This window comes from Mesorhizobium sp. M0317, from assembly GCF_040321555.1.
In the GTDB taxonomy this organism is placed as follows: Bacteria; Pseudomonadota; Alphaproteobacteria; order Rhizobiales; family Rhizobiaceae; genus Mesorhizobium.
In genome coordinates this window covers 1-21,057 of record NZ_JAMYRV010000068.1, presented here as the reverse complement: position 1 = coordinate 21,057, position 21,057 = coordinate 1, and the positions used below count along the sequence as shown (strand labels likewise).

Sequence of the window (21,057 nt, the reverse complement as noted above, 5' to 3'; positions counted from 1 at the left end):
GTGTTGCTCCCCCCCGCTCTCGCTGGTGGTGGGGGCCGCCGCACGCGGGGGGGGCGGGGCCGTAGCGCCCTACGAAGACTCCCACCCCGATCCGCTACGCGGATCGACCCTCCCCACAAGGGGGAGGTGGCTAAGCACCGACCTTGAAGAAATCCACAAACGCCCGCAGCGCCGGGCGCATCTGGCGGCGGCTGGGGTAGTAGACGAAGAAACCGTCGAAGGGCGGACACCAGTCTTCCAGCACGCGGATCAAGCGACCGTCCGCGAGCGGCGCGCGCACATAATCGTCGAAGACGAAGGCGAGCCCAGCGCCGTCGACCGCCGCCTGGGCGATCAGATGGTCTTCGTCGAGGATCAGCGGCCCTTGCGCCGCGATCTCGATCTCTTCGCCATCCTTCTCGAATTCCCAGCGGTAAAGAATGCCGCTGGAAAAACGGAAGCGGATGCAGCGGTGGTCGGCAAGATCGCGCGGATGGCGGGGTCTTGGCATGGTCGCGAAATAGGATGGCGCGCCGACCACGGCGCCGCGAAGGTCCGGTCCGATGCGCACCGCGATCATGTCGCGCTGCAGGCTTTCACCGAGCCGCACGCCGGCATCGAAGCCGCCTTCGACGACGTCGGTGAAGCGATCCTCGATGACGATTTCCAGCACGATGTCAGGATAGGCCGCGGCAAAGCCGCCGAGCCTGGGCGTCAATGCCAAGTGGGCCGCGGTGCGCGGCACGGTCAGCCGCAGGTTCCCGGCCGGCCGGTCGCGCGCCTCGATCGCCGTTTCCAGCGCCAGATCGATCTCGGACAGCGCCGGCCGCAGCCGTTCGAGCAGCTGCGCGCCCTCCTCCGTTGGTGCCACGCTGCGGGTGCTGCGCGCCAAAAGCCGCACGCCGAGCCGCGCCTCCAGGCTGGACACGGCATGGCTCACCGCTGAAGGCGCAATGGCCAATTCGCGCGCCGCGCCACGAAAACTGCCGCATTGGGCGACTGTCGCCAGCACAGCCAGTTGAGAAAGATGCGCTCGATTCATTGATCTATTTTATAGAACAGCCCGTGCGAATGACAGCCAATTATCGAACGTAAGACCAGGCACTATCTCTCCTTCATCGCAACAAGGAGACGCGCCATGAAAACCCGCAAACTTGGTACTGAACTCGAAGTCTTCCCCGTCGGCCTCGGCTGCATGGGCATGAGCTTCGCCTATGGCGGTCAGGCAGAGGCCGACGCAATCGCCACTTTGCGCCGCGCTGTCGAGATCGGCGTGACGTTTTTCGACACGGCCGAAGTTTACGGCCCCTTTGAGAACGAGATACTTCTCGGCAAGGCGTTGAAGCCGGTGCGCGACAAGGTGACGATCGCGACCAAATTCGGCTTCAAGATTTCCGAGGAAGGCTCGGGCCTCGGGCGCATGGTCGGCGTCGACAGCCGTCCCGAGCACGTCAAAGCGGTGGCGGAAGCCTCGCTGAAGCGGCTCGATACCGATGTCATCGACCTCTACTACCAGCATCGTGTCGATCCCAACGTGCCGATCGAGGACACGGTCGGCGCCATGGCCGAACTGGTGCGCGACGGCAAGGTACGGGCGCTGGGCCTGTCGGAGGTCAGTGCCGCCACCATCCGCCGGGCGCACGCCGTGCATCCGATTGCTGCCGTGCAGAGCGAATACTCGCTGTGGAGCCGCGACCCCGAAGACGAGGTGTTAGATCTCTGCCGCCAACTCGGCATCGGCTTTGTCCCCTACAGCCCGCTCGGCCGCGGCCTGCTTACCGGCACCATCGCCAAGCCCGAGGCCCTGAGCGACGACGACTGGCGCCGCACCTTGCCCCGCTTCCAGGCCGACGCCATGGCGGCCAATGCCAAGGTGATCGCCACGCTGGAAAAACTGGCGACGGAAAAAGGCGTCACCTCGGCGCAACTGGCGCTGGCCTGGGTGCTGCACCAGGGCGACTTCATCGTGCCGATCCCCGGCGCAAGAAAGATCCGCCATCTCGAGCAGAACACAGCGGCGGCCGGGATCGAGCTAAGCGCGGCTGAAGTGGCGGCGATCGGCGATGCGCTGTCGCCGGACAAGGTGGTTGGCAAGCGCTATACGGAGGAGCTGTTGGCGCTGGTGAATGGGTGAACAAGCGGGGGAGCTTGGCGCCCTGAGAAGTCAGCGCGCGGCATCCCCCTCTGTCCTGCCGGACATCTCCCCCGCAAGGGGGGAGATCGGCTGTCGTCGCTGTTTTCGCCAATCACCAACGTTGCAGAAAGTGCGCCAACGATGAAGCTGCCAATCTCCCTCCTTGCGGGGGAGATGGCCGGCAGGCCAGAGGGGGGTGCCTCGCGCCGCCATTTCGTATTACCAAGGCACCACCGTAATCTCCGGCCAGCACGCCTTCGCCCTCGCCCCCTTGGCCTCATGCGTGCGCCTGTTATCCATCAGCCGGTTGGGCGTGATGCGAAACGCGAAGAGGTCATCCAGCCCAAACGGCGCCACCACCTCCAGCTGCCCGTCTGCGTCGTATCGCACCCCGACCGCATGCGTCTTCGAAGCAAAATAGCTCACCGACTCGCTGGAACTCGTATAGCGCGGGCAGGGCTGGCCGAATTTCTGCGGGTACCACAGATGCACCCGTGCCTGGTTGCGCACCTCGGCCGGCAGAGCCAGCCCCTCGAAATGCTGCGCGGCTCGACGGATGACCGCGTCCTCGGCCTCGTAGGACAGGTCGCTGTCATCGAAGTAGAAGAGATCGACATCCTTGATGCCGTAGCCCGGCGGCTTGCCGGTCAGGTGGTTCCAGACGCTGTTGTAGAGCGCACCGGACACCACCAGCCAGTCCGGCAACGCCAGCGTCCGTGCCCGCTCCAGCGCGTCGCTGACGAGCGCATCCGCCAACACCATGGCGAGAAACGCTTCGCGCTGGGCTTCGAACGGCAGACCGGAATAGCGCAGATGGTCCATCGCCCTTTGGAGAGCGATTCGCACCTGCCGGCAATCCTCAGAAGCAATTCCAGGAAAAGTGTGTAGCGGTTTTCCCAGGAAAGCGCGCCGCGCTTTCCCTAAGACGCGCTTTCCCTAAGAATTGCGTGAAGTCGAAATATGTAGGGCGGGCGTTAGCCGCTTTACGTCCTCAGCACGCCGCCCGTCTGCTTGCCGACATTGTCGACGATCCGCTTGGCCAACGCCTCGAAATCCTCGTCGGTGAGCGTCTTTTCAACCGGCTGAATCGACACTTCGATGGCGATGGACTTCTTGGCGGCACCGAGTGAAGCGCCCTCGAAGACGTCGAACACCGAGACGCCGGTGACCAGCTTCTTGTCGGCGGCGAGCGCTGCCCGCACCAGCGTGCCGGCCTCGACCCCTTTGTCGACGACGAAAGCAAAGTCGCGCTTCACTGCCTGGAAGGCGGAGAGCTCCAGCTTCGGCTTGGTTTTCGTCGGCTTGGCCTTCGGCTCCGGCACGGCGTCGATATAGACCTCGAAGCCGCAGAGCGGTCCGGAAACGTCGAGCCCCTCCAGCGTCTTCGGGTGGAACTCGCCGAACGTGCCGAGCACCGTCTTCGGGCCGAGCTTGATCGTGCCGGAGCGGCCGGGATGGTACCAGGCCGGACCGCCTGGCTCGATCTGCAGCCGGTCGACCGGCGCGCCGCAGGCTTCCAGCGCTGCAATCGCATCGGCCTTGGCGTCGAACACGCCAACCGGGCCTGCATTGCCGGCCCAGCTGCGGCCGGAGCCGTCGAGCTTGGCGGTGCCGCGCCGCACGCCGGCGGCGACGCGTCGCTGCTGGTCGGGGCCGTCGCCCTCATAGGTGCCGGAGACCTCGAACAGCGCGACGTCGCCAATGCCCTTGTCGGCGTTGCGCTGCGCGGCGGAAATCAGCCCGGGCAGCAGCGAGGGACGCATGTCGGACATGTCGGCGGCGATCGGGTTGGCGAGCTTCAGCGCCGTCTGGCCACCGCCGAACAGTTCGGCGTGCCTGGCCGGGATGAACGACCAGGTGACGGCTTCCATCATGCCGCGCACGGCGAGCGAGCGCTTGGCGGTGCGGGTGCGGACCTGCAGCGTGGTCAGGATCTTGGAATTGACCGCATCATGCGCGCCCAGCGGTTGCGGTGCGATGTTGTCGACACCGTGGATGCGCATGACTTCCTCGACCAGGTCGGCCTTGCCGTCGACATCCGGGCGCCAGGACGGCACCGCTACATCGACGACATCGCCCGAGCCCTGCGGCTTGAAGCCGAGGCGCGACAGGATGTCGAGGCTCTCCGCCCTGGGCACCTCGATGCCGGTCAGCCGCTTCACTTCCGAAAGCGGGAAGGAAACGGTCTTCGGCGTATGGCCGGCGTAGCCGACGACCTCGATTTCCGTCGGCTCGCCGCCGCAGAACTCCAGCACAAGCTTTGTCGCCAGCTCGACGCCGGGCACCATGAATTCTGGGTCGACGCCACGCTCGAAACGGTAACGGGCATCGGTGATGATGCCGAGCGTACGGCCAGTGCGGGCCGTGGTGATCGGATCCCAAAGAGCGGATTCGATCAGCACGTCCGTGGTGCTCTCGTCGCAGCCGGAATGCTCGCCGCCCATGACACCGGCGATCGATTCGACGCCATTATCATCGGCGATCACGCACATCTGCGGCGTCAGCGTGTATTCGCGCCCGTCGAGCGCCAGCACCTTCTCGCCGTCGCGTGCGCGGCGCACGACGAGATTGCCGGCGACCTTCTTGGCATCGAACACATGCAGCGGCCGGCCACGGTCGAAGGTGACGTAGTTGGTGATGTCGACCAGCGCGCTGATCGGGCGCAAGCCGATGGCGATCAGCCTTTGCTGCAGCCATTTCGGCGACGGCCCGTTCTTCACGCCTTTCACCAGGCGCAGCGCGAAACCGGGGCAGAGCTCCGGCGCCTCGATGGTCACCTTGACCGGCGTTTCACCTTTGCCAGGGACCGCTTCGACCGGCGCGGTCTTGAGCCGGCCAAGCCCGCTTGCCGCCAGGTCCCGGGCGACGCCGTAAATGCTGGTCGCATCCGGCCGGTTCGGCGTCAGATTGATCTCGATCACCGGATCGTCGAGATGCGCGTAAGCCGCGAAGCTGGTGCCGACAGGCGCATCGGCCGGCAGGTCGATAATGCCATTGTGCTCATCCGACAGCTCCAGCTCGCGCTCGGAACACATCATGCCATGGCTCTCGACGCCGCGGATCTTGCCGACGGTCAGCGTCACGTCGATACCGGGCACATAGGCGCCGGGCGCGGCGAAGGCGCCGATCAGGCCGGCGCGGGCATTCGGCGCACCGCACACCACCTGGACAGGGGCTGCGCCATTGCCGGTGTCGACGGTCAGCACCCGCAGCCGGTCGGCGTCGGGATGCTGCACCGCCGTCAGCACCTTGGCGATGACGAACGGCTTCAGGCCGGCCTTGTCGTCGACATGCTCGACTTCGAGGCCGATCGAGGTCAGCCTCTCGACGATCTCGTCGAGCGTGGCGTCGGTGTCGAGATGATCCTTGAGCCAGGAAAGGGTGAGTTTCATCACTATGTTCCGTTTTGTCTGTACCCGCCCGGACCTTGTCCATCGGGTCTGGGCACGCTTGTCTTCAAATGGCGCGGCAAGTCGTCGGGCATATGCACGAAGGGCAGCTGCTCGCGCACATAGGCATGGTGCGTCGGCCGGAAATAGGCCGGCATGTCCATGGCGCCCAGCATGAAATAGATGTGGTCTTCCAGCCGCTCGTCGACATAGGCGATAGGCGAGCCGCAAATGCCGCAGAACGAGCGCGTCACCGGCCCGTTCTCGTACATCTTCAGCGCCTTGCCGGTGAAAGCCACCTGCTCGGTCAGGAAGCCGACAAAGGCCGACACCGGCGCGCCGCTGGCGCGCCGGCAATCGCCGCAATGGCAATAGCTGATATGGTGCGGTTCGACTGATGCCTCGAACCGTACCGCGCCGCAGCGGCAGCCACCCGTGTGCGGCGCCGTCATGCGGAAAGACCTCCGAACAGCGTCGGCATGTCGAGCGGCCTGAAACCGTAATGCGACAGCCAGCGGACATCGGCGTCGAAGAAGGCGCGCAGGTCCGGCATGCCGTATTTCAGCATGGCGATGCGGTCGATGCCCATGCCCCAGGCAAAGCCCTGATATTCGTCGGGATCGAGCCCGCCGGCGCGCAGCACATTGGGGTGCACCATGCCGCAGCCGAGGATCTCCATCCAGTCCGAGCCTTCGCCGAATCGCACTTCGCCGGGCCGCGAGCGGTCGCACTGGATGTCGACCTCGAGGCTGGGCTCGGTGAACGGGAAGAAGGACGGCCGGAAGCGCATCTTGACCTGCGGCACCTCGAAGAAAGCCTTGCAGAATTCTTCCAGCACCCACTTCATGTTGGCGACATTGGCCGATTTGTCGATCACCAGCCCCTCGACCTGATGGAACATCGGCGAGTGGGTAGCGTCGGAATCCTGGCGGTAGGTCTTGCCGGGAATGACGATGCGGATCGGCGGCTTCTGCTTCTCCATGGTGCGGATCTGGACCGGCGAGGTGTGGGTGCGCAACAGCTTGCGCTCGCCCTTTTCGTCCGGCTGGAAAAAGAAGGTATCGTGCATCTCGCGCGCCGGATGCCCTTCGGGGAAATTCAGCGCGGTGAAATTGTAATAGTCGCTCTCGACATCGGGACCTTCTGCGATGGCAAAGCCGAGATCGCCGAAGATCGCCGCGATCTCGTCGATGACCTGGCTGATCGGATGGATGCGGCCGCGCTCGGCCGGCGATTGCCGCACCGGCAGCGTCACGTCGACCGTCTCGGCGGCGAGGCGCGCAGTGACAGCAACATCCTTCAGCTCGGCCTTGCGTGTCGTCAGCGCTTCGGTGACGCGGTTCTTCAGGCCGTTGATCGCGGGGCCCTTGACCTGGCGCTCCTCGGCGCTCATCGCGCCCAGTGTCTTCAGCAATTCCGAGATCGACCCCTTCTTGCCGAGAGCCGCGACGCGCACGGCTTCGATAGCAGCCTCATCGGCGGCCGACGCGACGTCGGCAAGCAGGGAGTTTTCGAGAGTATCCAAGCCGGTAGCTATGTCGTTCACGGTCAAACTCGCTGTGTTGGGAGTCAACTTTGAGGTGAAAGTCACTTTCAAGTTGAAAGTTCAGCCATAAGAAAAACCCGCGCCAGCCGTGCCAGCGCGGGTTCCCCAATCAGAATTGCGAATGCTGGGAAGCGCTGGGCTCGGAGCCCGATCCCGAAAAGTTGCAGACTTTTCGGAAAGATCGCGCTCCTCGCTAAATTTCCCTGAGCATGATGTTGTCCAAAAAGTCAGCAACTTTTTGGCATCATGCTCTAGGCGACAGCGCTTTCAAAAGCATTCGGGGTGGTGTTCTTCAGATATTCGAGCGCGACCTTGGCCTTGGCCACGAGTGCGGCGAAAGCCTGCGGCTCATGGATGGCCATGTCGGACAGGATCTTGCGATCGATCTCGATACCGGACTTGTTGAGGCCGTCGATGAAGCGGCCATAGGTCAGGCCATGCTCGTGCGTCGCGGCGTTGATGCGCTGGATCCACAGCGCGCGGAACGAGCGCTTGCGGTTCTTGCGGTCGCGATACGCATACTGCATCGACTTTTCGACCGCCTGCTTGGCGATGCGAATGGTGTTCTTGCGGCGGCCGTAGAAGCCTTTCGCGGCTTTCAGGACCTTCTTGTGCTTGGCGTGCGAGGTGACGCCTCTTTTTACGCGTGCCATGTCATGATCTCCTTAAACGCTGTTCCTGAAACCGAATGCTCAGAGGCCGTTCGGCAGAAAATTCTTGATGACCTTCTTGCCATCCGGTTCAGCCAGAACCATCGTGCCGCGGGCATTTCGAATGAACTTGTTGGAACGCTTGATCATGCCGTGACGCTTGCCGGCCGCAGCCGACAGGACTTTACCCGTACCTGTGATCTTGAACCGCTTCTTGGCGGCCGATTTGGTCTTCATCTTGGGCATTTTGCTACTCCGTATTGGTGGCGCACAATCGCGCTTCTTGTTCGCTTCGGGCGGACCAAAAGCCCGAAAAGCAAATGAAACCGCCACGGCATGCCCTGCCGGGCGGTTTTCTTGGAACGGCGGTCCTATACGTCAAAGCGGGCTGGCGCGCAACACCCGAGCGGCTGCGACGCTCTGTCCGCGATCAGGGCAGCCTGAACAGCACCGGGAGTATGCCCGATTGCTGGGCGCCATCGATGGTCTCGAACACCGGCAACGCCACCAGAAACACCAGCCCGTCGAGCAAGGTGGTCAGCAAGAGGCGCGGCTTGAAGCTGCCGGTGTCGCCTTCCTGGTAGAGCGACAGCTGGGGGAAGAAACGCGGCACCCGCGCCAGATAGGCTGTGTAGGGCGCGCCGAGAACCTCCTTGAGATACCGTTCCTCGCGCAGGATGACGATGTGGAAGGCGCCGGCGCACAACAGCGCAAACAGGACGATGCCGGAGAACGAGCCGATCTGCGCCCCGACGCCGGCGGCGGCAACGGTCGAGAACACGTAGAGCGGATTGCGGGTGATCGAATAGGGTCCGCCGGTGACCACTTCGGAGGATTTGCGCCCGCCGATATAGAGTGTCGACCACAAGCGGCCTACGACGCCAAGGAAGATCAGCAGCACGCCGACCATCTCGATCGTTTCATGCACCGGGGTATCGGGCGGGAAGGTCGACTGGCCGAACAGCAGTGCCGCAAACAGCACCACCACCAGCACCGCAAGGACCATGCGGCGCATGTGCTGGTAGCCGCCCAGCTCCTTGATGGGCGCAGGGTTGATTTCATTGGCCATGTCGGGAATCCGATCGTCGAGAAGCTTTGCCGGCGATCGCGGCGTCTGGACAGGAGAATCGGCGTCCCGCCGATCGCCGGGACGCCATGAGACAGGATTCAGGCGGATTTAGAGCGCAACGCCCGAACTGATCTAGCGCGGCGCCAGCACCATCATCATCTGGCGGCCTTCCAGCTTCGGCTCGGCTTCGACCTTGGCGATGGTAGCCGTCTCCTCGCGCACCTTGTTCAGGAGCTGCATGCCGAGTTCCATATGCGCCATCTCGCGGCCGCGGAAGCGCAGCGTCAGCTTGACCTTGTCGCCTTCCTCGAAAAAGCGCCGCACGGCCTTCATCTTGGTTTCGTAGTCATGGCTGTCGATGTTCGGGCGCATCTTGATCTCCTTGATCTCGATGACCTTCTGGTTCTTGCGCGCCTCGGCCGCCTTCTTCTGGTTGGCGTATTTCAATTTGCCGAGATCGAGAATTTTGACGACAGGCGGCACCGCATTGGGCGAGATCTCGACCAGATCGAGCCCTGCCTCTTCGGCGAGCAGCAATGCGTCGTTGATGGAAATATCGCCGCGGTTCTGGCCATCGGCGTCGATCAGCTGGACCCGGGGAACCCGGATATCACGGTTGGAGCGCGGGCCATCTTTGGTGGGCGCCGCTGCTTTGAAAGGTCTGCGAATGGTCGTGGTCTCCTTGGCCGTTTCGTTCAGGGTTTCAATCTAGAATGTTCAGGACGCGCCAATGTGGTGAGCGCGCGGGCGGAGTCAATAGCACAGCGCTGACAGAAAATCACCCTGATCGCAGGCCTGCACCAAACAAAGGATGTCGCGAGCACTTTCCGCCTCGCCTGTGCCTGTGTCAAAAGACCGGCGAGTAAAATCAGGCTCCCACAATCAGGCCCCCAGAACCAGGATTGATCCACAGCCATGACCGCGACCACCCCAACCCTACTGGATGTCGACGGCATTGATATCGCGGTTCGCCATTCCTCGGGCGCAACGCCCGGCGTCGTCTGGCTCGGCGGCTACAAATCCGACATGCTGGGCACGAAGGCGCAAACGTTGTCGGATTGGGCGGCCAGGGAAGGCCGCGCATATCTGCGCCACGACTATTCCGGCCATGGCGAATCCGGCGGCGCCTTTGCCGACGGCACCATCTCGAAATGGCTTGGCGAGAGCCTCGCCGCCTTCCGGCGTTTCACCGAGGGCAAGCAAATCCTGGTCGGCTCGTCGATGGGCGCCTGGATCGCGCTGCGCATGGTGCAGGAAATGCGCAAGGCGGGCGACAGCAATGTGGTTGGCCTGGTGCTGCTCGCGCCGGCGCCGGATTTCACCGCCGAGCTGGTCGAGCCGGCTCTGACGGAGGAACAGAGGCGCGACCTCCGGGAGAAAGGCTTTTTCGAAGAACCTTCGGACTATTCCGCCGAGCCTTACATCTACACAAGCGCGCTGATCGAGGACGGCAGGGCGAACCGGGTCATGACCGGGCCGATCGATACCCATTGCCCCGTCCACATCCTGCAGGGTCTGGCCGACGCCGACGTGCCGGCAAGCCATGCGCTGAAGCTGGTCTCGCTGCTGCCGGCCGACGACGTCACCTTGTCGCTCATTCCCGACGGCGACCACCGCCTGTCGCGGCCGCAGGATCTCGACATGCTGCTGAGGGCGGTGGGCGACATGGTTCAGCGGGCGGGGTAGGCAAGAATGCGCATTTCCATCCCGATATCCGCCTTTGTCGCGGCAATCGTCGGCTTCGGCGGCACGCTCGCCGTCGTCATTGCCGCCGCCAAGGCGGTTGGCGCCACCCAGGCCGAGACCGCGAGCTGGGTGACAGCAGTGTGCGTGGCGATGGCGATCGAATGCCTGTGGCTGTCCTGGCGCACGAAAATGCCCATCATCACCGCCTGGTCGACACCAGGCCTGGCGCTGATGGCGGCATCGAGCGGCTTTACCATGGCCGATGCGGTCGGCGCCTTCATCGTCACCGGCCTAATGTTGATCGCCACCGGCCTGTTCAAGCCGCTGACCCAGCTTATATCAAGGATACCGACGTCGGTCGCGTCCGGCATGCTGGCCGGCATCGTCGTCACCTTCGCGCTCAATGCCGTCAAGACCATTCCGGTCGACCCCTGGCTGATCCTGCCGCTGATCGCGGCCTTCTTCGTCATTCGCCTGTTCAACCCGGCGCTGTCGGTGCTAGCGGTGCTGATCGGCGGCGGCATCGCCGCCTTCCTGACAGGCCGCGTCGGCGGACTGCCGGCGCCGGAACTGTCGACGCTGACGCTGATTGCCCCGCATTTCAGCGCCGCAGCTGTCATCGGCCTGGCGCTGCCGCTCTACCTCGTCACCATGGCGTCGCAGAACCTGTCGGGTCTCGCCGTCCTGCGCGCCGCCGGCTATCACCCCGAACCCGGCCCGCTGATCGGCGTCACCGGCCTGTTCTCGCTGCTGTCGGCGCCGTTTGGCGGCTCGACCACCAATCTGGCCGCGATCTCTGCGGCGATCTGCACCGGGCCGGACGTCCATCCCGACCCGGCCGAGCGCTGGAAGACCGGACCCTTCTATGCACTTGCCTATCTGATCTTCGCGGTTTTCGGCGCCTCGCTGGTGGCGATCTTCGCCGTCCTGCCGCAGAGCCTGATCGTTCTGGTAGCCGGCCTGGCGCTGATGGGATCGCTCGCCAACGCGCTGTCGATCGCGCTCAAGGACGAGGACCAGCGCATGGCCGCCACGGTCACCTTCGTTGTCACCGCGTCGGGGCTGACTTTGTTCGGCGTTGGCGCCGCCTTCTGGGGCCTGGTCGCTGGCCTGGTCGTGCTTTTCCTCGAAGCGCTCAAAAACCGATAATCATTTCAGGCCCTTGTCCGGTTTTGGCCGACGTTGTCTTGAATCGCCGTTTTTCTCATCCCATTTCGAATCCACGCAGCCGCTCTTGGCTGTCTCCAACCGAAGGAATGGGAGAAAATGAACACATCCGCATTGATCCGCCCGGCCTGGACGCCGGCGACCATCGCGCTGATGGTGATCGGCTTCATGGTGTTCTGGCCGCTTGGCTTCGCCATGCTCGCCTACATCATCTGGGGCGACCGGCTTGACGGCTTCAAGCGCGACGTCAACCGCGCCACGGACGGCATCTTCGCCGGCTGCCGCCGCGGTTCCGACAAGGCCGCGCGCTGGGGCCACGGTTCGGCCCGCACCGGCAATGTCGCTTTCGACGACTGGCGCGAGAAAGAACTCGAACGCCTCGCCGAAGAGCGTCGCAAGCTCGACGAGATGCTGAGCGAGTTCGATGAGTACGCCCGCCAATTGCGCCGCGCCAAGGACCAGGACGAGTTCGACCGCTTCATGGCCAACCGCAACAAGTCGACAGCGCCTGCGAAAACAGGCTCGGCCGAAACGGCCAAGCCCGCGACCCCCAAGCGCAAGGGCCCGAACCTGCTTGACGACTGAGGCTGCGCGCATGACCCCGAAAATCGGAACCGATTTTCGGAGAGGTTCATGCGCCAAATTAGAGTGCTACAGCGTCCTTTGCGCGTCAGAGACGCGCGGCGCTGTAGGACAGGCCTTGGCATGATGGACGGCGTCGCGCGAGCGGCGCCGTTTCTTTTTTGTTCTGGTCGTTTTCCTCGAATCGCGTATCGTTCAGCATGTCCTTCGGCTTTTTCCGCAACCTGACCAAACCAAAACCCTCGCCTGTCGAAGAGCGAGAGCACGTCGTTGCCGGCCGCACACTGCCGCTCAGGATCGTCGAGAGCGCCCGCGCACGGCGGCTGACGCTGCGCATCGATTCGGGCGGCCAGGGGCTGCGCATCACCGTGCCGCCGGGCCTGCGCCGCGGCGAGGTGGAGAAATTTCTTCACCGCCACCAGGACTGGCTGGAGCAGCGTCTGGCCAAGGTGCCGACACGGCCGCAAGTGCGCCCCGGCATCAAGATCCCGATACGCGGCGTCGCGCATCGCATCGTCCACGAACCGTCGAAACGCGGCACCGTCACCGTGTCGCGCGACGAGCGCGGTCCGCTGCTGATCGTCCATGGCGAGCGGATACATTTGCCGCGCCGCATCGCCGATTTCCTCAAGCGTGAGGCCAAGAAGGACATCGAGAAGCTGGTGGTCAAGCATACCGAGGCCATCGGCAAGCGCGCCAAGGCGATCCGCTTCAAGGACACGTCGAGCCGCTGGGGTTCCTGCACTTCCGATGGCAATCTGTCCTTCTCCTGGCGCATCATGATGGCGCCGACGCCGGTGATAAACTACCTGGTCGCGCATGAGGTGGCGCATCTCAAGGAGATGAACCACGGCCCGAAATTCTGGAAATTGTGCGAGCAGCTCTGTCCCGATACCGACCGCTGCAAGGACTGGCTGAAGCGCAATGGCGGCGCGCTGCAGGCGATCGTGTTCGATTAGCCTGCGCCGGCGCCGCGCTCAATCATCATTGGCCGCATTAAGCTCTTCAGGCCGCAGCCCTTCGTCGCCATGGCGCGGCCATGGCAGGAAATTCTGCTCGAACGCATCGCTGCCGAAATAATCCAGGACCCGGTGCGCTTCTGCCCCGTCGAAGGCGGCCTTTTGCATCAGATGGGCGATGACGTCGCGCGCTTGCGCGATCTTCTGCCGGAGTTCGGCTATGCTCTGGTCGGCCATTCGTCTGCTCCGCCTTGCTTCTCCCATCAATAGGTAGCGCCTTTGGCGTTGCCGGCAAACAGGATGCTTTTTCTCGACTCTTGGCCGGTTTCGTGCCAATCCCCGCGCCATGGCGCTCGATATCAAGATCTGTGGATTGAAGACCGATGAGGCAATGGCCGCGGCCCTGGCCGGCGGCGCCAGCCATGTCGGCTTCATCTTCTTTGCTAAAAGCCCGCGCTATGTCGAGCCTGCGGCAGCCGGCCGCCTGCGCGAGGCGGCAATCGGCAAGGCCAGGGCGGTCGCCGTGACGGTCGATGCGGATGACGCGTTCCTGGATGAGATCGTCGCAAAGATGCGCCCCGACATGCTGCAGTTGCACGGCACGGAGACGCCCGAGCGGGTGGCCGAGGTGAAAGCTCGCTACGGCCTGCCTGTCATGAAGGTGTTCTCCGTCAGTGAGGTAGCCGATCTCGAGCGGCTAAAGCCGTTCATCGGCGTTGCCGATCGCTTCATGTTCGATGCCAAGCCACCAAAGGGCTCGCAACTTCCGGGCGGCAATGGCGTCGCCTTTGACTGGCGCATCCTGGCCGGCCTTGACGCCGGGCTCGATTACATGCTTTCCGGTGGGCTCAACGCCGCCAATATCGGCGACGCCCTGATATCAGCCAATCCGCCCGCGATAGACATTTCGTCGGGTGTGGAAAGCGGTCCAGGCGTCAAGGATCCGGCGCTGATCGAGCAGTTTTTCCGGGCAGTCAGGGCCGTGCGCGACGACCGCGCCGCCTGAACACTTTTTTCGAACCAGGAGATCGGCGATGGACAAGCCGGCGACACCCAATTCCTTCCGCACCGGACCCGACGAACAGGGCATGTTCGGCATCTTCGGCGGCCGCTTCGTCGCCGAGACGCTGATGCCGCTGATCCTCGACCTCGAGCGGCACTGGAACGAGGTCAAGAACGATCCGGATTTCAAGGCCGAATTGACCGACCTCTCGACCCACTATGCCGGGCGGCCGTCGAAGCTGTATTTCGCTGAAGGCCTGACCAGACATCTTCGTGAGGTTTCCTCGGCGAAGGGCCTCGGGGGCGGCGCAAAAGTCTATTTCAAGCGCGAGGACCTGAACCACACCGGTTCGCACAAGATCAACAATTGCCTCGGTCAGATTCTGCTCGCCAAGCGCATGGGCAAGAAGCGCATCATCGCCGAGACGGGCGCCGGCCAGCACGGCGTGGCGGCGGCCACAGTCGCGGCGCGCTTCGGCTTTCCCTGCGTGGTCTATATGGGCGCCACCGACGTCGCCCGCCAAAGCCCCAACGTCTTCCGCATGAAGCTGCTCGGCGCCGAAGTGCGGCCGGTGACCGCCGGTCACGGCACGCTGAAGGACGCCATGAACGAAGCGTTGCGCGACTGGGTCACCAATGTCGAGGACACTTATTATCTGATCGGCACCGCCGCAGGTCCGCATCCCTATCCGGAGCTGGTGCGCGACTTCCAGTCGGTGATCGGCATCGAGGCGCGCGCCCAGATCCTCGAACAGGAAGGCCGGCTGCCCGACACCATCATCGCGGCTGTCGGCGGCGGCTCCAACGCCATCGGCCTGTTCCATCCTTTCCTCGACGACAGGCAAGTCCGCATCATCGGCATCGAAGCCGGCGGCCGTGGCCTCCACGGCATCGAGCATTGCGCCTCGATGAATGCCGGCGCGCCAGGCGTCCTGCACGGCAACCGCACCTATCTCCTGCAGAACGCCGATGGCCAGATCATGGACGGCCATTCGATCTCGGCCGGCCTCGACTATCCGGGCGTCGGCCCCGAACATTCCTGGCTGCGCGATTCCGGCCGCGTCGAATATGTGCCGATCCTCGACGACGAGGCGCTGGAAGCCTTCAAGCTGACGACGCGCGTCGAAGGCATCATCCCGGCGCTGGAATCCGCCCACGCCATCGCGCATGCGGTGAAGATCGTGCCTGATATGGACAAGGACCAGATCGTCATCGTCAACCTGTCGGGACGCGGCGACAAGGATGTGCACACAGTGGCCTCGATGCTGGGCATGGAGATCTGATCATGGTGACCCGCATCGACCGCCGCATGGCAAAACTGAAAGCCGAGGGCCGCCCGGCGCTCGTCACCTATTTCATGAGCGGCGACCCGGACTACGACACCGCTTTGTCGATCATGAAGGCGCTGCCCAGGGCCGGCGCCGACATCATCGAAATGGGCATGCCGTTTTCCGATCCGATGGCCGATGGACCCGCGATCCAGGCCGCTGGCCTGCGGGCGCTGAAAGGTGGCCAGACCCTGGTCAAGACGCTGAAGACGGCGGCTGATTTCCGCGCCACCGACAATGAAACGCCGATCGTGCTGATGGGCTACTACAACCCGATCTACATCTACGGTGTCGATCGCTTCCTCAAGGACGCCATCGCCAGCGGCATTGACGGGCTGATCGTCGTCGACCTGCCACCGGAGATGGACGAAGAACTCTGCATTCCGGCGCTGAAGGCCGGCATCAACTTCATCCGCTTGGCAACGCCGACCACCGATGACAAGCGCCTGCCCAAGGTGCTGCAGAATACGTCGGGCTTCGTCTATTACGTGTCGATGACCGGCATCACCGGCTCGGCTTTGGCCGACACCGGCAAGGTTGCCGCCGCGGTCAAGCGCATCAAGGGCCACACCAACTTGCCAGTCTGCGTCGGCTTCGGCGTCAAGACCGCCGAGCAGGCGCGCATTATCGGCGCCAATGCCGATGGCGTCGTCGTCGGCACCGCGATCGTCAACGCGGTCGCCAATGTGTTGGGACCGAAGGGCGAGAAGACCGCCGACCCGGCCGAGGCCGTCGCCACCCTGGTCAGCGGACTGTCTCAGGGCGTGCGTTCGGCCCGCCTTGCTGCTGCCGAATAGTTTCCCTACTTAGGCCTTGTGCAAGTCGTTATCCCAAAACCGGTTCCCACTTTTGGGCGACATGCACGAGCCAACTCTTCGTCAGGACAGGAGCCGAAGCGATGAACTGGATCACCAATTACGTTCGCCCGAGGATCAATTCGATGCTCGGCCGGCGCACCGACATGCCCGAGAATCTCTGGATCAAGGATCCCGAGACCGGCGAGATGGTGTTTCACAAGGACCTGGAATCCAACCAGTTCGTCATCCCGTCATCGGGCCATCACATGAAGATTTCGGCCAAGGAACGGCTGAAATTCTTCCTCGACGACGGCAAATACGAGCAGCTTGAGAACCCCAAGGTCATGCAGGACCCGCTCAAGTTCCGCGACGAGAAGCGCTACACGGACCGGCTGAAGGACGCCAAGGCCAAGACCGGCCTGGAAGACGCCATCATCAATGCGCTGGGCACGGTCGAGGGCCTGCCGGTTGTAGTGACGGTGCAGGATTTCGCCTTCATGGGCGGCTCGCTCGGCATGGCCGCGGGTGACGCCATTGTGCACGGTTTCGAGGTCGCCTTGCAGCGCAAGCGGCCGCTGATCCTGTTTGCCGCCTCCGGTGGCGCGCGTATGCAGGAAGGCATCTTGTCGCTGATGCAGTTGCCGCGCACCACGATCGGCGTCGATCGGCTGAAGGAAGCCGGCCTGCCATACATCGTCGTCTTGACCAACCCGACCACCGGCGGCGTCACCGCCTCCTACGCCATGCTGGGCGACGTGCATATCGCCGAGCCCGGCGCGCTGATCGGCTTCGCCGGCCCGCGCGTCATCGAGCAGACTATCCGGGAGAAACTGCCGGACGGTTTCCAGCGCTCCGAATATCTGATGGAGCACGGCATGGTCGACATGGTGGTGTCGCGGCTGGAACTGCGCGAGACGATTTCACGGCTGTTGAAAATCCTGCTCAAACTGCCGCAGGAGCAAAAGCCGCTGGAGCCGGAAATCCTGCCGCCGTCGGTCATCCCGACGGAAGCCCGCCCGCAGGCCTGACGCGACATTTCTGGCCGCAAACCGCGATTGCGTGCACCTGCGCGCATGCGTAGGATTCGCTCATGACAACGCTTGCCGCAGATCGTGAAATCGAAGCCCTGATGGCGCTGCATCCGAAAGGCTTCGACCTTTCGCTCGACCGCATCACAAGGCTGCTCGAACGCCTCGGCAATCCGCAGGAGCGGCTGCCGCCGGTCATCCATATCGCCGGCACCAACGGCAAGGGCTCGTGCGCGGCCTTTTCGCGCGCGCTGCTCGAAGCCGGCGGCCACCTTGTCCATGTCCACACTTCGCCGCATCTGGTGAACTGGGCCGAGCGCTACCGACTGGCGGCCGAGGGCGGCGGCCGGCTGGTCGACGACGAGACCTTCGCCGAGGCCATCGCCCGCGTCGCCCGGGCCAATCAAGGCCAGAAGATCACCGTCTTCGAAATCCTAACCGCCGTCACCTTCATCCTGTTTTCCGAACATCCGGCTGCCGCCGCCATCATCGAGGTCGGCCTTGGCGGCCGCTTCGACGCCACCAATGTCGTTGCCCGGCCGGCGGTGTCGGTGATCATGCCGGTGTCGATGGATCACGAAGCCTATCTCGGCGACCGGGTCGAACTGATCGCCGCCGAAAAGGCCGGCATCATGAAGCGCGGCTGCCCGGTGGTCATCGGCGCGCAGGAGAGCGAGACGGCGCTGCAAGTGCTGATCGAAACCGCCGAGCGGCTGGATTGCCCGACCTTCGTCTACGGCCAGGATTTTCTCGCCTTCGAGGAAAACGGCCGCATGGTCTATCAGGATGAGGACGGGCTGATGGACCTGCCGCCACCGCGCCTGCCCGGGCGCCACCAGTTCGCCAATGCGGCGGCAGCGATTGCCGCCGTCAAGGCCGCCGGTTTCGAAATCAGTCATCGCGCCACTGAGAAGGCGATGGCGAGCGTCGCATGGCCGGGCCGCATGCAGAAACTGGTACAGGGCCGGCTGATGGAGCTGGCGCCCAAGGGCGCCGACATCTGGCTCGACGGCGGCCACAATCCGGGCGCCGGCATGGTCATTGCCGAGGCGCTGGCCGAGCAGGAGGAAAAGAACCCGCGGCCGCTGTTTCTGATCTCCGGCATGATCAACACCAAGGACCAGAGCGGCTACTTCCACGCCTTCAAGGGCCTGGCACGGCATGTCTACACCGTGCCGGTGAGCATGAGCGATGCCGGCGTGCCGAATGACGAGCTGGCGGTGCGGGCGACCGAAGCCGGCCTCACGGCCGAACCGGTCAGTTCCGTCGCCAGTGCGCTGATGCTGTTGCGCGACACCTGGGACGGGCCGGCGCCGCGCATCCTGATCGGCGGTTCCTTGTATCTTGCCGGCGCGGTGCTGGCCGAGAACGGCACGCCGCCGACCTGAAGCTATTCACTGCGAGGAGCCGAACATGATCAAGGTCAAGCAGCTCGCCCATGTCTGCATCTTTGCGCACGACCTCGAAGCGACGCGAAGCTTCTACCGCGACGTGCTTGGCCTCGACACGCAGTTCAATTTCCTGCGCGACGACAAGGTCTTCGGCTTCTACCTCAATTGCGGCGGCCGCAGCCATGTCGAGGTGTTCCAGAAGGACGGCACTGCATACAGCGAGCAGAACCAGATCAATCATTTCTGCCTTGAGGTCGAAGATCTAGACGCGGCGATCGCCCACATCAAATCGAAGAGCATCGACGTTACCGCCAAGAAGCATGCCTGCGACGACACCTTTCAGGCCTGGATCCGAGATCCCAACGGCGTGAAGATCGAGCTGTTCGAATACACCGCAAAAAGCGCGCAATTCGCCGGCGGCGACCGCATCGCCGACTGGTGAGCTGTGTTGGTGTCGACGAGGATCAAAGCTCCGGCCCTGTATGGACCTTGCGGCTTTTCCGGATGATTTCTTCCATATCGATATCCGCGCCACTGCTTGCCGTCAGGCGGGAGTAGAAGGTGGACGCCGGTTCTCGCCCCGCCTCCCGAATCTCATAGGATTCAAGCGCGCGTTCGACGATATCCGCTATCGAGCGGTTTTCGCGATGAGCAAGACGATGCGCAAGATCTCGTGCTTTTGCGCTGCGGACGGAAAGCCGGGGTTCGGCCATTTCAAAATACCTTCGAGAAAATATATCCCCCATTTAAACTAGGACGAGCCATCAAGATGGCAGAGGATGGCAAGCCATCACCTTAGCTCAATCTCGATGAAGGCATACTCGCCGTCATTGGCGCTGATGACGTCGTGTTCGACGCCCTCCTTTCGGAAATAGGGCGCACCCTTCTTCATCTCGGCAAAACTCTCGCCGTCCTTGGTCACCAGCTTCACCTTGCCGTCCATCAGCGGTACCACGACATAGTCGTGGCCGTGGCGATGCCAGCCGGTGTTGTCGCCGGGCTGGAACCGATACTCGGTGACAATAACGCGCTCATTGTCGATGAAGACGGTGGCCTTGGCGGATCCGGTCATTCTGTCTCTCCTGTCCAGCCTCAGCAGAAGACATGGAGCCTTCAGGCGCGAGTGCCAGAGAGGTCAGGCGATAACGCCAAAGAAAAGCCCGGCGCGAGGGCCGGGCTTAACTCTGAAATTTCTACAGGATCAGGCGAGGCTGCCATTGATCCAATGCGACAGCGCGGTCTTCGGGGCGGCGCCGACCTTCATGTCGGCGACTTCGCCGCCCTTGAAGATCATCAGCGTCGGGATCGAGCGCACGCCGAACTGGGCGGCAAGCTCGGGGTTCTCGTCGATGTTCAGCTTGGCGATCTTGATCTTGTCGCCGAGTTCGTTGGCGATCTCTTCCAGCGACGGACCGATCATCTTGCAGGGGCCGCACCATTCGGCCCAGAAATCCACGACGACGGGCTGCGAGGCGTTGAGCACATCGGCCTGGAAATTGCTCTTGTCGACCTTGACGGTGGCCATGCGAAATCCTTTCGAAATTTATCTCGCACCAAATGTGGTGGTTGAGCAGCCCTTCTTCAAGCAGAGCTTGTGTCACGCTCCCGTGAGTCGGGCAAGGGCGTCATCCATCGCCTGCGCCGGCAGTTCGATAAGCCTCGGTGCCTCGGTGAACAGCAGTGCTGCCGTCACCGCGCGGCCGGGGTAAAGCGGCTGGAGCAGCGCGCGGTAGAGCGCCAGCTGCAGGATATAGGCCGGCGGCACCTGGGCCAGGCGTGCGGGCGCCGGCCGGTTGGTCTTGTAGTCGACGATCGATACGCGCCCGGGCGTCACCGCCAGCCGGTCGATCTTGCCCGAGATCGAGCGCAGTCTGCCTTTGACTTCGAGGCTGCCCATGACCGCGACTTCAGCGCGTGACGAGGGCGAAAACAGCCCGGCAAAGCGAGAATCTCCGAGGATCGCCATCACCGAGGCCAGCGCCTTGTTACGCTCGGCCTCGGGCCAGTCGGCGCCGGCACGGCTGAGATATGCCAATGCCGCTGCCTGCCGTTCGTCCTCGGGGAAGCCGGGCAGCATCTGCAGCAATTTGTGCAGCGCCAGCCCGCGCATCACCGCAAAGCCCGGCTCCGCCTCGCTGTCCAGCACCGGCGAGCGGGTATCGACAACAGCTTCCTTGCCCTCGTCGATCAGCGCCGACGCGCCGGAAGGCGACAGCGGGCGCGGCAGCTCCTCATAAGGCGGCAAGGGCCGGAACAAGCCCACCGGCAGCGGCGGCCCCTGTTGCGGCAGCCGCGACTCGTCGGCTGGCGCCGGCGCCCCCCCCGGCCGCTTGGTCAAGCCCGAGCCGTG

At 63.6% G+C, this 21,057-nt stretch carries 25 protein-coding genes; 11 read left to right on the top strand and 14 right to left on the bottom strand.

Annotation, left to right across the window (positions count from 1 at the left end):
- Positions 1-130 precede the first annotated feature (130 nt).
- Positions 131-1,021 carry a LysR family transcriptional regulator gene (locus NKI88_RS30365; RefSeq protein ID WP_023687444.1) on the bottom strand — a complete coding sequence of 297 codons (891 nt, stop codon included), beginning with the start codon at positions 1,019-1,021 and terminating at the stop codon, positions 131-133.
- Positions 1,022-1,117: 96 nt separating this feature from the next.
- Between NKI88_RS30365 and NKI88_RS30360 the strand changes: the two genes are divergently transcribed.
- Entirely contained in the window at positions 1,118-2,113 is a 996-nt protein-coding gene (locus NKI88_RS30360; protein WP_352659075.1) for an aldo/keto reductase, read from the top strand.
- A 219-nt stretch (positions 2,114-2,332) separates the two neighbouring features.
- Here the strand turns inward: NKI88_RS30360 and NKI88_RS30355 are convergent, their stop codons facing one another.
- The 8 genes from NKI88_RS30355 to infC all read right to left on the bottom strand — a co-directional run bounded on the left by NKI88_RS30355 (position 2,333) and on the right by infC (position 9,436).
- A complete protein-coding gene (locus NKI88_RS30355; RefSeq protein WP_023725578.1) occupies positions 2,333-2,935 on the bottom strand; it encodes a nucleotidyltransferase family protein in 603 nt (200 codons plus the stop codon).
- A 161-nt stretch (positions 2,936-3,096) separates the two neighbouring features.
- Positions 3,097-5,505 (bottom strand): phenylalanine--tRNA ligase subunit beta, encoded by a 2,409-nt coding sequence (gene pheT / locus NKI88_RS30350; RefSeq protein WP_352659073.1) that lies wholly within the window; start codon positions 5,503-5,505, stop codon positions 3,097-3,099.
- Between the two features lie 2 nt (positions 5,506-5,507).
- Positions 5,508-5,954, bottom strand: coding sequence for a GFA family protein (locus NKI88_RS30345; protein WP_023696009.1), 447 nt, complete (start codon positions 5,952-5,954; stop codon positions 5,508-5,510).
- A complete protein-coding gene (pheS, locus tag NKI88_RS30340) occupies positions 5,951-7,048 on the bottom strand; it encodes a phenylalanine--tRNA ligase subunit alpha (protein ID WP_023696008.1) in 1,098 nt (365 codons plus the stop codon). The genes NKI88_RS30345 and pheS overlap by 4 nt, the downstream gene beginning before the upstream one ends.
- A gap of 251 nt (positions 7,049-7,299) precedes the next feature.
- Complete coding sequence (rplT, locus tag NKI88_RS30335; RefSeq protein WP_023672281.1) at positions 7,300-7,701, bottom strand: 50S ribosomal protein L20; 402 nt, start codon at positions 7,699-7,701, stop codon at positions 7,300-7,302.
- A gap of 39 nt (positions 7,702-7,740) precedes the next feature.
- Positions 7,741-7,944, bottom strand: coding sequence for a 50S ribosomal protein L35 (gene rpmI / locus NKI88_RS30330; RefSeq protein WP_006201248.1), 204 nt, complete (start codon positions 7,942-7,944; stop codon positions 7,741-7,743).
- A 184-nt stretch (positions 7,945-8,128) separates the two neighbouring features.
- Positions 8,129-8,767 carry a methyltransferase family protein gene (locus NKI88_RS30325; RefSeq protein WP_023681388.1) on the bottom strand — a complete coding sequence of 213 codons (639 nt, stop codon included), beginning with the start codon at positions 8,765-8,767 and terminating at the stop codon, positions 8,129-8,131.
- Between the two features lie 132 nt (positions 8,768-8,899).
- On the bottom strand, positions 8,900-9,436 hold the full coding sequence (gene infC, locus NKI88_RS30320; RefSeq protein ID WP_023744911.1) for a translation initiation factor IF-3: 537 nt from the start codon (positions 9,434-9,436) through the stop codon (positions 8,900-8,902).
- 246 nt (positions 9,437-9,682) lie between these two features.
- Between infC and NKI88_RS30315 the strand changes: the two genes are divergently transcribed.
- The 4 genes from NKI88_RS30315 (at position 9,683) to NKI88_RS30300 (ending at position 13,161) form a co-directional block, all read left to right on the top strand.
- On the top strand, positions 9,683-10,453 hold the full coding sequence (locus NKI88_RS30315) for an alpha/beta hydrolase (protein ID WP_023744912.1): 771 nt from the start codon (positions 9,683-9,685) through the stop codon (positions 10,451-10,453).
- Between the two features lie 6 nt (positions 10,454-10,459).
- On the top strand, positions 10,460-11,602 hold the full coding sequence (locus NKI88_RS30310; RefSeq protein ID WP_352659070.1) for a benzoate/H(+) symporter BenE family transporter: 1,143 nt from the start codon (positions 10,460-10,462) through the stop codon (positions 11,600-11,602).
- 117 nt (positions 11,603-11,719) lie between these two features.
- Positions 11,720-12,205, top strand: a complete 486-nt coding sequence (locus tag NKI88_RS30305) for a DUF2852 domain-containing protein (protein ID WP_352659069.1) — start codon at positions 11,720-11,722, stop codon at positions 12,203-12,205.
- Positions 12,206-12,402: 197 nt separating this feature from the next.
- Positions 12,403-13,161 carry a M48 family metallopeptidase gene (locus NKI88_RS30300; protein WP_023702070.1) on the top strand — a complete coding sequence of 253 codons (759 nt, stop codon included), beginning with the start codon at positions 12,403-12,405 and terminating at the stop codon, positions 13,159-13,161.
- An 18-nt stretch (positions 13,162-13,179) separates the two neighbouring features.
- Here the strand turns inward: NKI88_RS30300 and NKI88_RS30295 are convergent, their stop codons facing one another.
- Positions 13,180-13,398, bottom strand: coding sequence for a hypothetical protein (locus NKI88_RS30295; protein WP_023672288.1), 219 nt, complete (start codon positions 13,396-13,398; stop codon positions 13,180-13,182).
- A 109-nt stretch (positions 13,399-13,507) separates the two neighbouring features.
- Between NKI88_RS30295 and NKI88_RS30290 the strand changes: the two genes are divergently transcribed.
- The 6 genes from NKI88_RS30290 (at position 13,508) to NKI88_RS30265 (ending at position 19,149) form a co-directional block, all read left to right on the top strand.
- A complete protein-coding gene (locus NKI88_RS30290; protein ID WP_352659067.1) occupies positions 13,508-14,167 on the top strand; it encodes a phosphoribosylanthranilate isomerase in 660 nt (219 codons plus the stop codon).
- A 28-nt stretch (positions 14,168-14,195) separates the two neighbouring features.
- Positions 14,196-15,446 carry a tryptophan synthase subunit beta gene (gene trpB, locus NKI88_RS30285; RefSeq protein WP_352659065.1) on the top strand — a complete coding sequence of 417 codons (1,251 nt, stop codon included), beginning with the start codon at positions 14,196-14,198 and terminating at the stop codon, positions 15,444-15,446.
- 2 nt (positions 15,447-15,448) lie between these two features.
- The gene (gene trpA, locus NKI88_RS30280) at positions 15,449-16,288 is read left to right on the top strand and encodes a tryptophan synthase subunit alpha (protein WP_352659063.1); all 840 of its coding nucleotides are present in this window, start codon (positions 15,449-15,451) and stop codon (positions 16,286-16,288) included.
- Positions 16,289-16,389: 101 nt separating this feature from the next.
- Entirely contained in the window at positions 16,390-17,316 is a 927-nt protein-coding gene (accD, locus tag NKI88_RS30275) for an acetyl-CoA carboxylase, carboxyltransferase subunit beta (protein ID WP_023687437.1), read from the top strand.
- Positions 17,317-17,378: 62 nt separating this feature from the next.
- Positions 17,379-18,704, top strand: coding sequence for a bifunctional folylpolyglutamate synthase/dihydrofolate synthase (locus tag NKI88_RS30270; RefSeq protein WP_352459987.1), 1,326 nt, complete (start codon positions 17,379-17,381; stop codon positions 18,702-18,704).
- Between the two features lie 25 nt (positions 18,705-18,729).
- Entirely contained in the window at positions 18,730-19,149 is a 420-nt protein-coding gene (locus NKI88_RS30265; protein WP_352659061.1) for a VOC family protein, read from the top strand.
- Between the two features lie 22 nt (positions 19,150-19,171).
- Here NKI88_RS30265 and NKI88_RS30260 read toward each other — a convergent pair whose 3' ends face one another.
- The 4 genes from NKI88_RS30260 to NKI88_RS30245 form a co-directional block, all read right to left on the bottom strand.
- Positions 19,172-19,420 carry a plasmid stabilization protein gene (locus tag NKI88_RS30260; protein ID WP_352659059.1) on the bottom strand — a complete coding sequence of 83 codons (249 nt, stop codon included), beginning with the start codon at positions 19,418-19,420 and terminating at the stop codon, positions 19,172-19,174.
- Positions 19,421-19,497: 77 nt separating this feature from the next.
- Positions 19,498-19,779 (bottom strand): cupin domain-containing protein, encoded by a 282-nt coding sequence (locus NKI88_RS30255; RefSeq protein WP_023696001.1) that lies wholly within the window; start codon positions 19,777-19,779, stop codon positions 19,498-19,500.
- Positions 19,780-19,908: 129 nt separating this feature from the next.
- The gene (gene trxA / locus NKI88_RS30250) at positions 19,909-20,232 is read right to left on the bottom strand and encodes a thioredoxin (RefSeq protein WP_023672297.1); all 324 of its coding nucleotides are present in this window, start codon (positions 20,230-20,232) and stop codon (positions 19,909-19,911) included.
- 72 nt (positions 20,233-20,304) lie between these two features.
- On the bottom strand, positions 20,305-21,057 hold a 753-nt coding region (locus NKI88_RS30245; RefSeq protein ID WP_352659057.1), incomplete at its 5' end, for a PD-(D/E)XK nuclease family protein.

Coding starts and splice junctions, on each gene's coding strand:
- NKI88_RS30295 (WP_023672288.1), bottom strand. CDS start 13,398: ATGGCCGACCAGAGCATAGCCGAACTCCGGCAGAAGATCGCGCAAGCG.
- NKI88_RS30265 (WP_352659061.1), top strand. CDS start 18,730: ATGATCAAGGTCAAGCAGCTCGCCCATGTCTGCATCTTTGCGCACGAC.
- rpmI (WP_006201248.1), bottom strand. CDS start 7,944: ATGCCCAAGATGAAGACCAAATCGGCCGCCAAGAAGCGGTTCAAGATC.
- NKI88_RS30260 (WP_352659059.1), bottom strand. CDS start 19,420: ATGGCCGAACCCCGGCTTTCCGTCCGCAGCGCAAAAGCACGAGATCTT.
- NKI88_RS30345 (WP_023696009.1), bottom strand. CDS start 5,954: ATGACGGCGCCGCACACGGGTGGCTGCCGCTGCGGCGCGGTACGGTTC.
- trpB (WP_352659065.1), top strand. CDS start 14,196: ATGGACAAGCCGGCGACACCCAATTCCTTCCGCACCGGACCCGACGAA.
- NKI88_RS30290 (WP_352659067.1), top strand. CDS start 13,508: ATGGCGCTCGATATCAAGATCTGTGGATTGAAGACCGATGAGGCAATG.
- NKI88_RS30310 (WP_352659070.1), top strand. CDS start 10,460: ATGCGCATTTCCATCCCGATATCCGCCTTTGTCGCGGCAATCGTCGGC.
- accD (WP_023687437.1), top strand. CDS start 16,390: ATGAACTGGATCACCAATTACGTTCGCCCGAGGATCAATTCGATGCTC.
- NKI88_RS30315 (WP_023744912.1), top strand. CDS start 9,683: ATGACCGCGACCACCCCAACCCTACTGGATGTCGACGGCATTGATATC.
- NKI88_RS30305 (WP_352659069.1), top strand. CDS start 11,720: ATGAACACATCCGCATTGATCCGCCCGGCCTGGACGCCGGCGACCATC.
- pheT (WP_352659073.1), bottom strand. CDS start 5,505: ATGAAACTCACCCTTTCCTGGCTCAAGGATCATCTCGACACCGACGCC.
- trpA (WP_352659063.1), top strand. CDS start 15,449: ATGGTGACCCGCATCGACCGCCGCATGGCAAAACTGAAAGCCGAGGGC.
- NKI88_RS30255 (WP_023696001.1), bottom strand. CDS start 19,779: ATGACCGGATCCGCCAAGGCCACCGTCTTCATCGACAATGAGCGCGTT.
- NKI88_RS30300 (WP_023702070.1), top strand. CDS start 12,403: ATGTCCTTCGGCTTTTTCCGCAACCTGACCAAACCAAAACCCTCGCCT.
- NKI88_RS30270 (WP_352459987.1), top strand. CDS start 17,379: ATGACAACGCTTGCCGCAGATCGTGAAATCGAAGCCCTGATGGCGCTG.
- NKI88_RS30360 (WP_352659075.1), top strand. CDS start 1,118: ATGAAAACCCGCAAACTTGGTACTGAACTCGAAGTCTTCCCCGTCGGC.
- rplT (WP_023672281.1), bottom strand. CDS start 7,701: ATGGCACGCGTAAAAAGAGGCGTCACCTCGCACGCCAAGCACAAGAAG.
- trxA (WP_023672297.1), bottom strand. CDS start 20,232: ATGGCCACCGTCAAGGTCGACAAGAGCAATTTCCAGGCCGATGTGCTC.
- NKI88_RS30365 (WP_023687444.1), bottom strand. CDS start 1,021: ATGAATCGAGCGCATCTTTCTCAACTGGCTGTGCTGGCGACAGTCGCC.
- NKI88_RS30355 (WP_023725578.1), bottom strand. CDS start 2,935: ATGGACCATCTGCGCTATTCCGGTCTGCCGTTCGAAGCCCAGCGCGAA.
- NKI88_RS30325 (WP_023681388.1), bottom strand. CDS start 8,767: ATGGCCAATGAAATCAACCCTGCGCCCATCAAGGAGCTGGGCGGCTAC.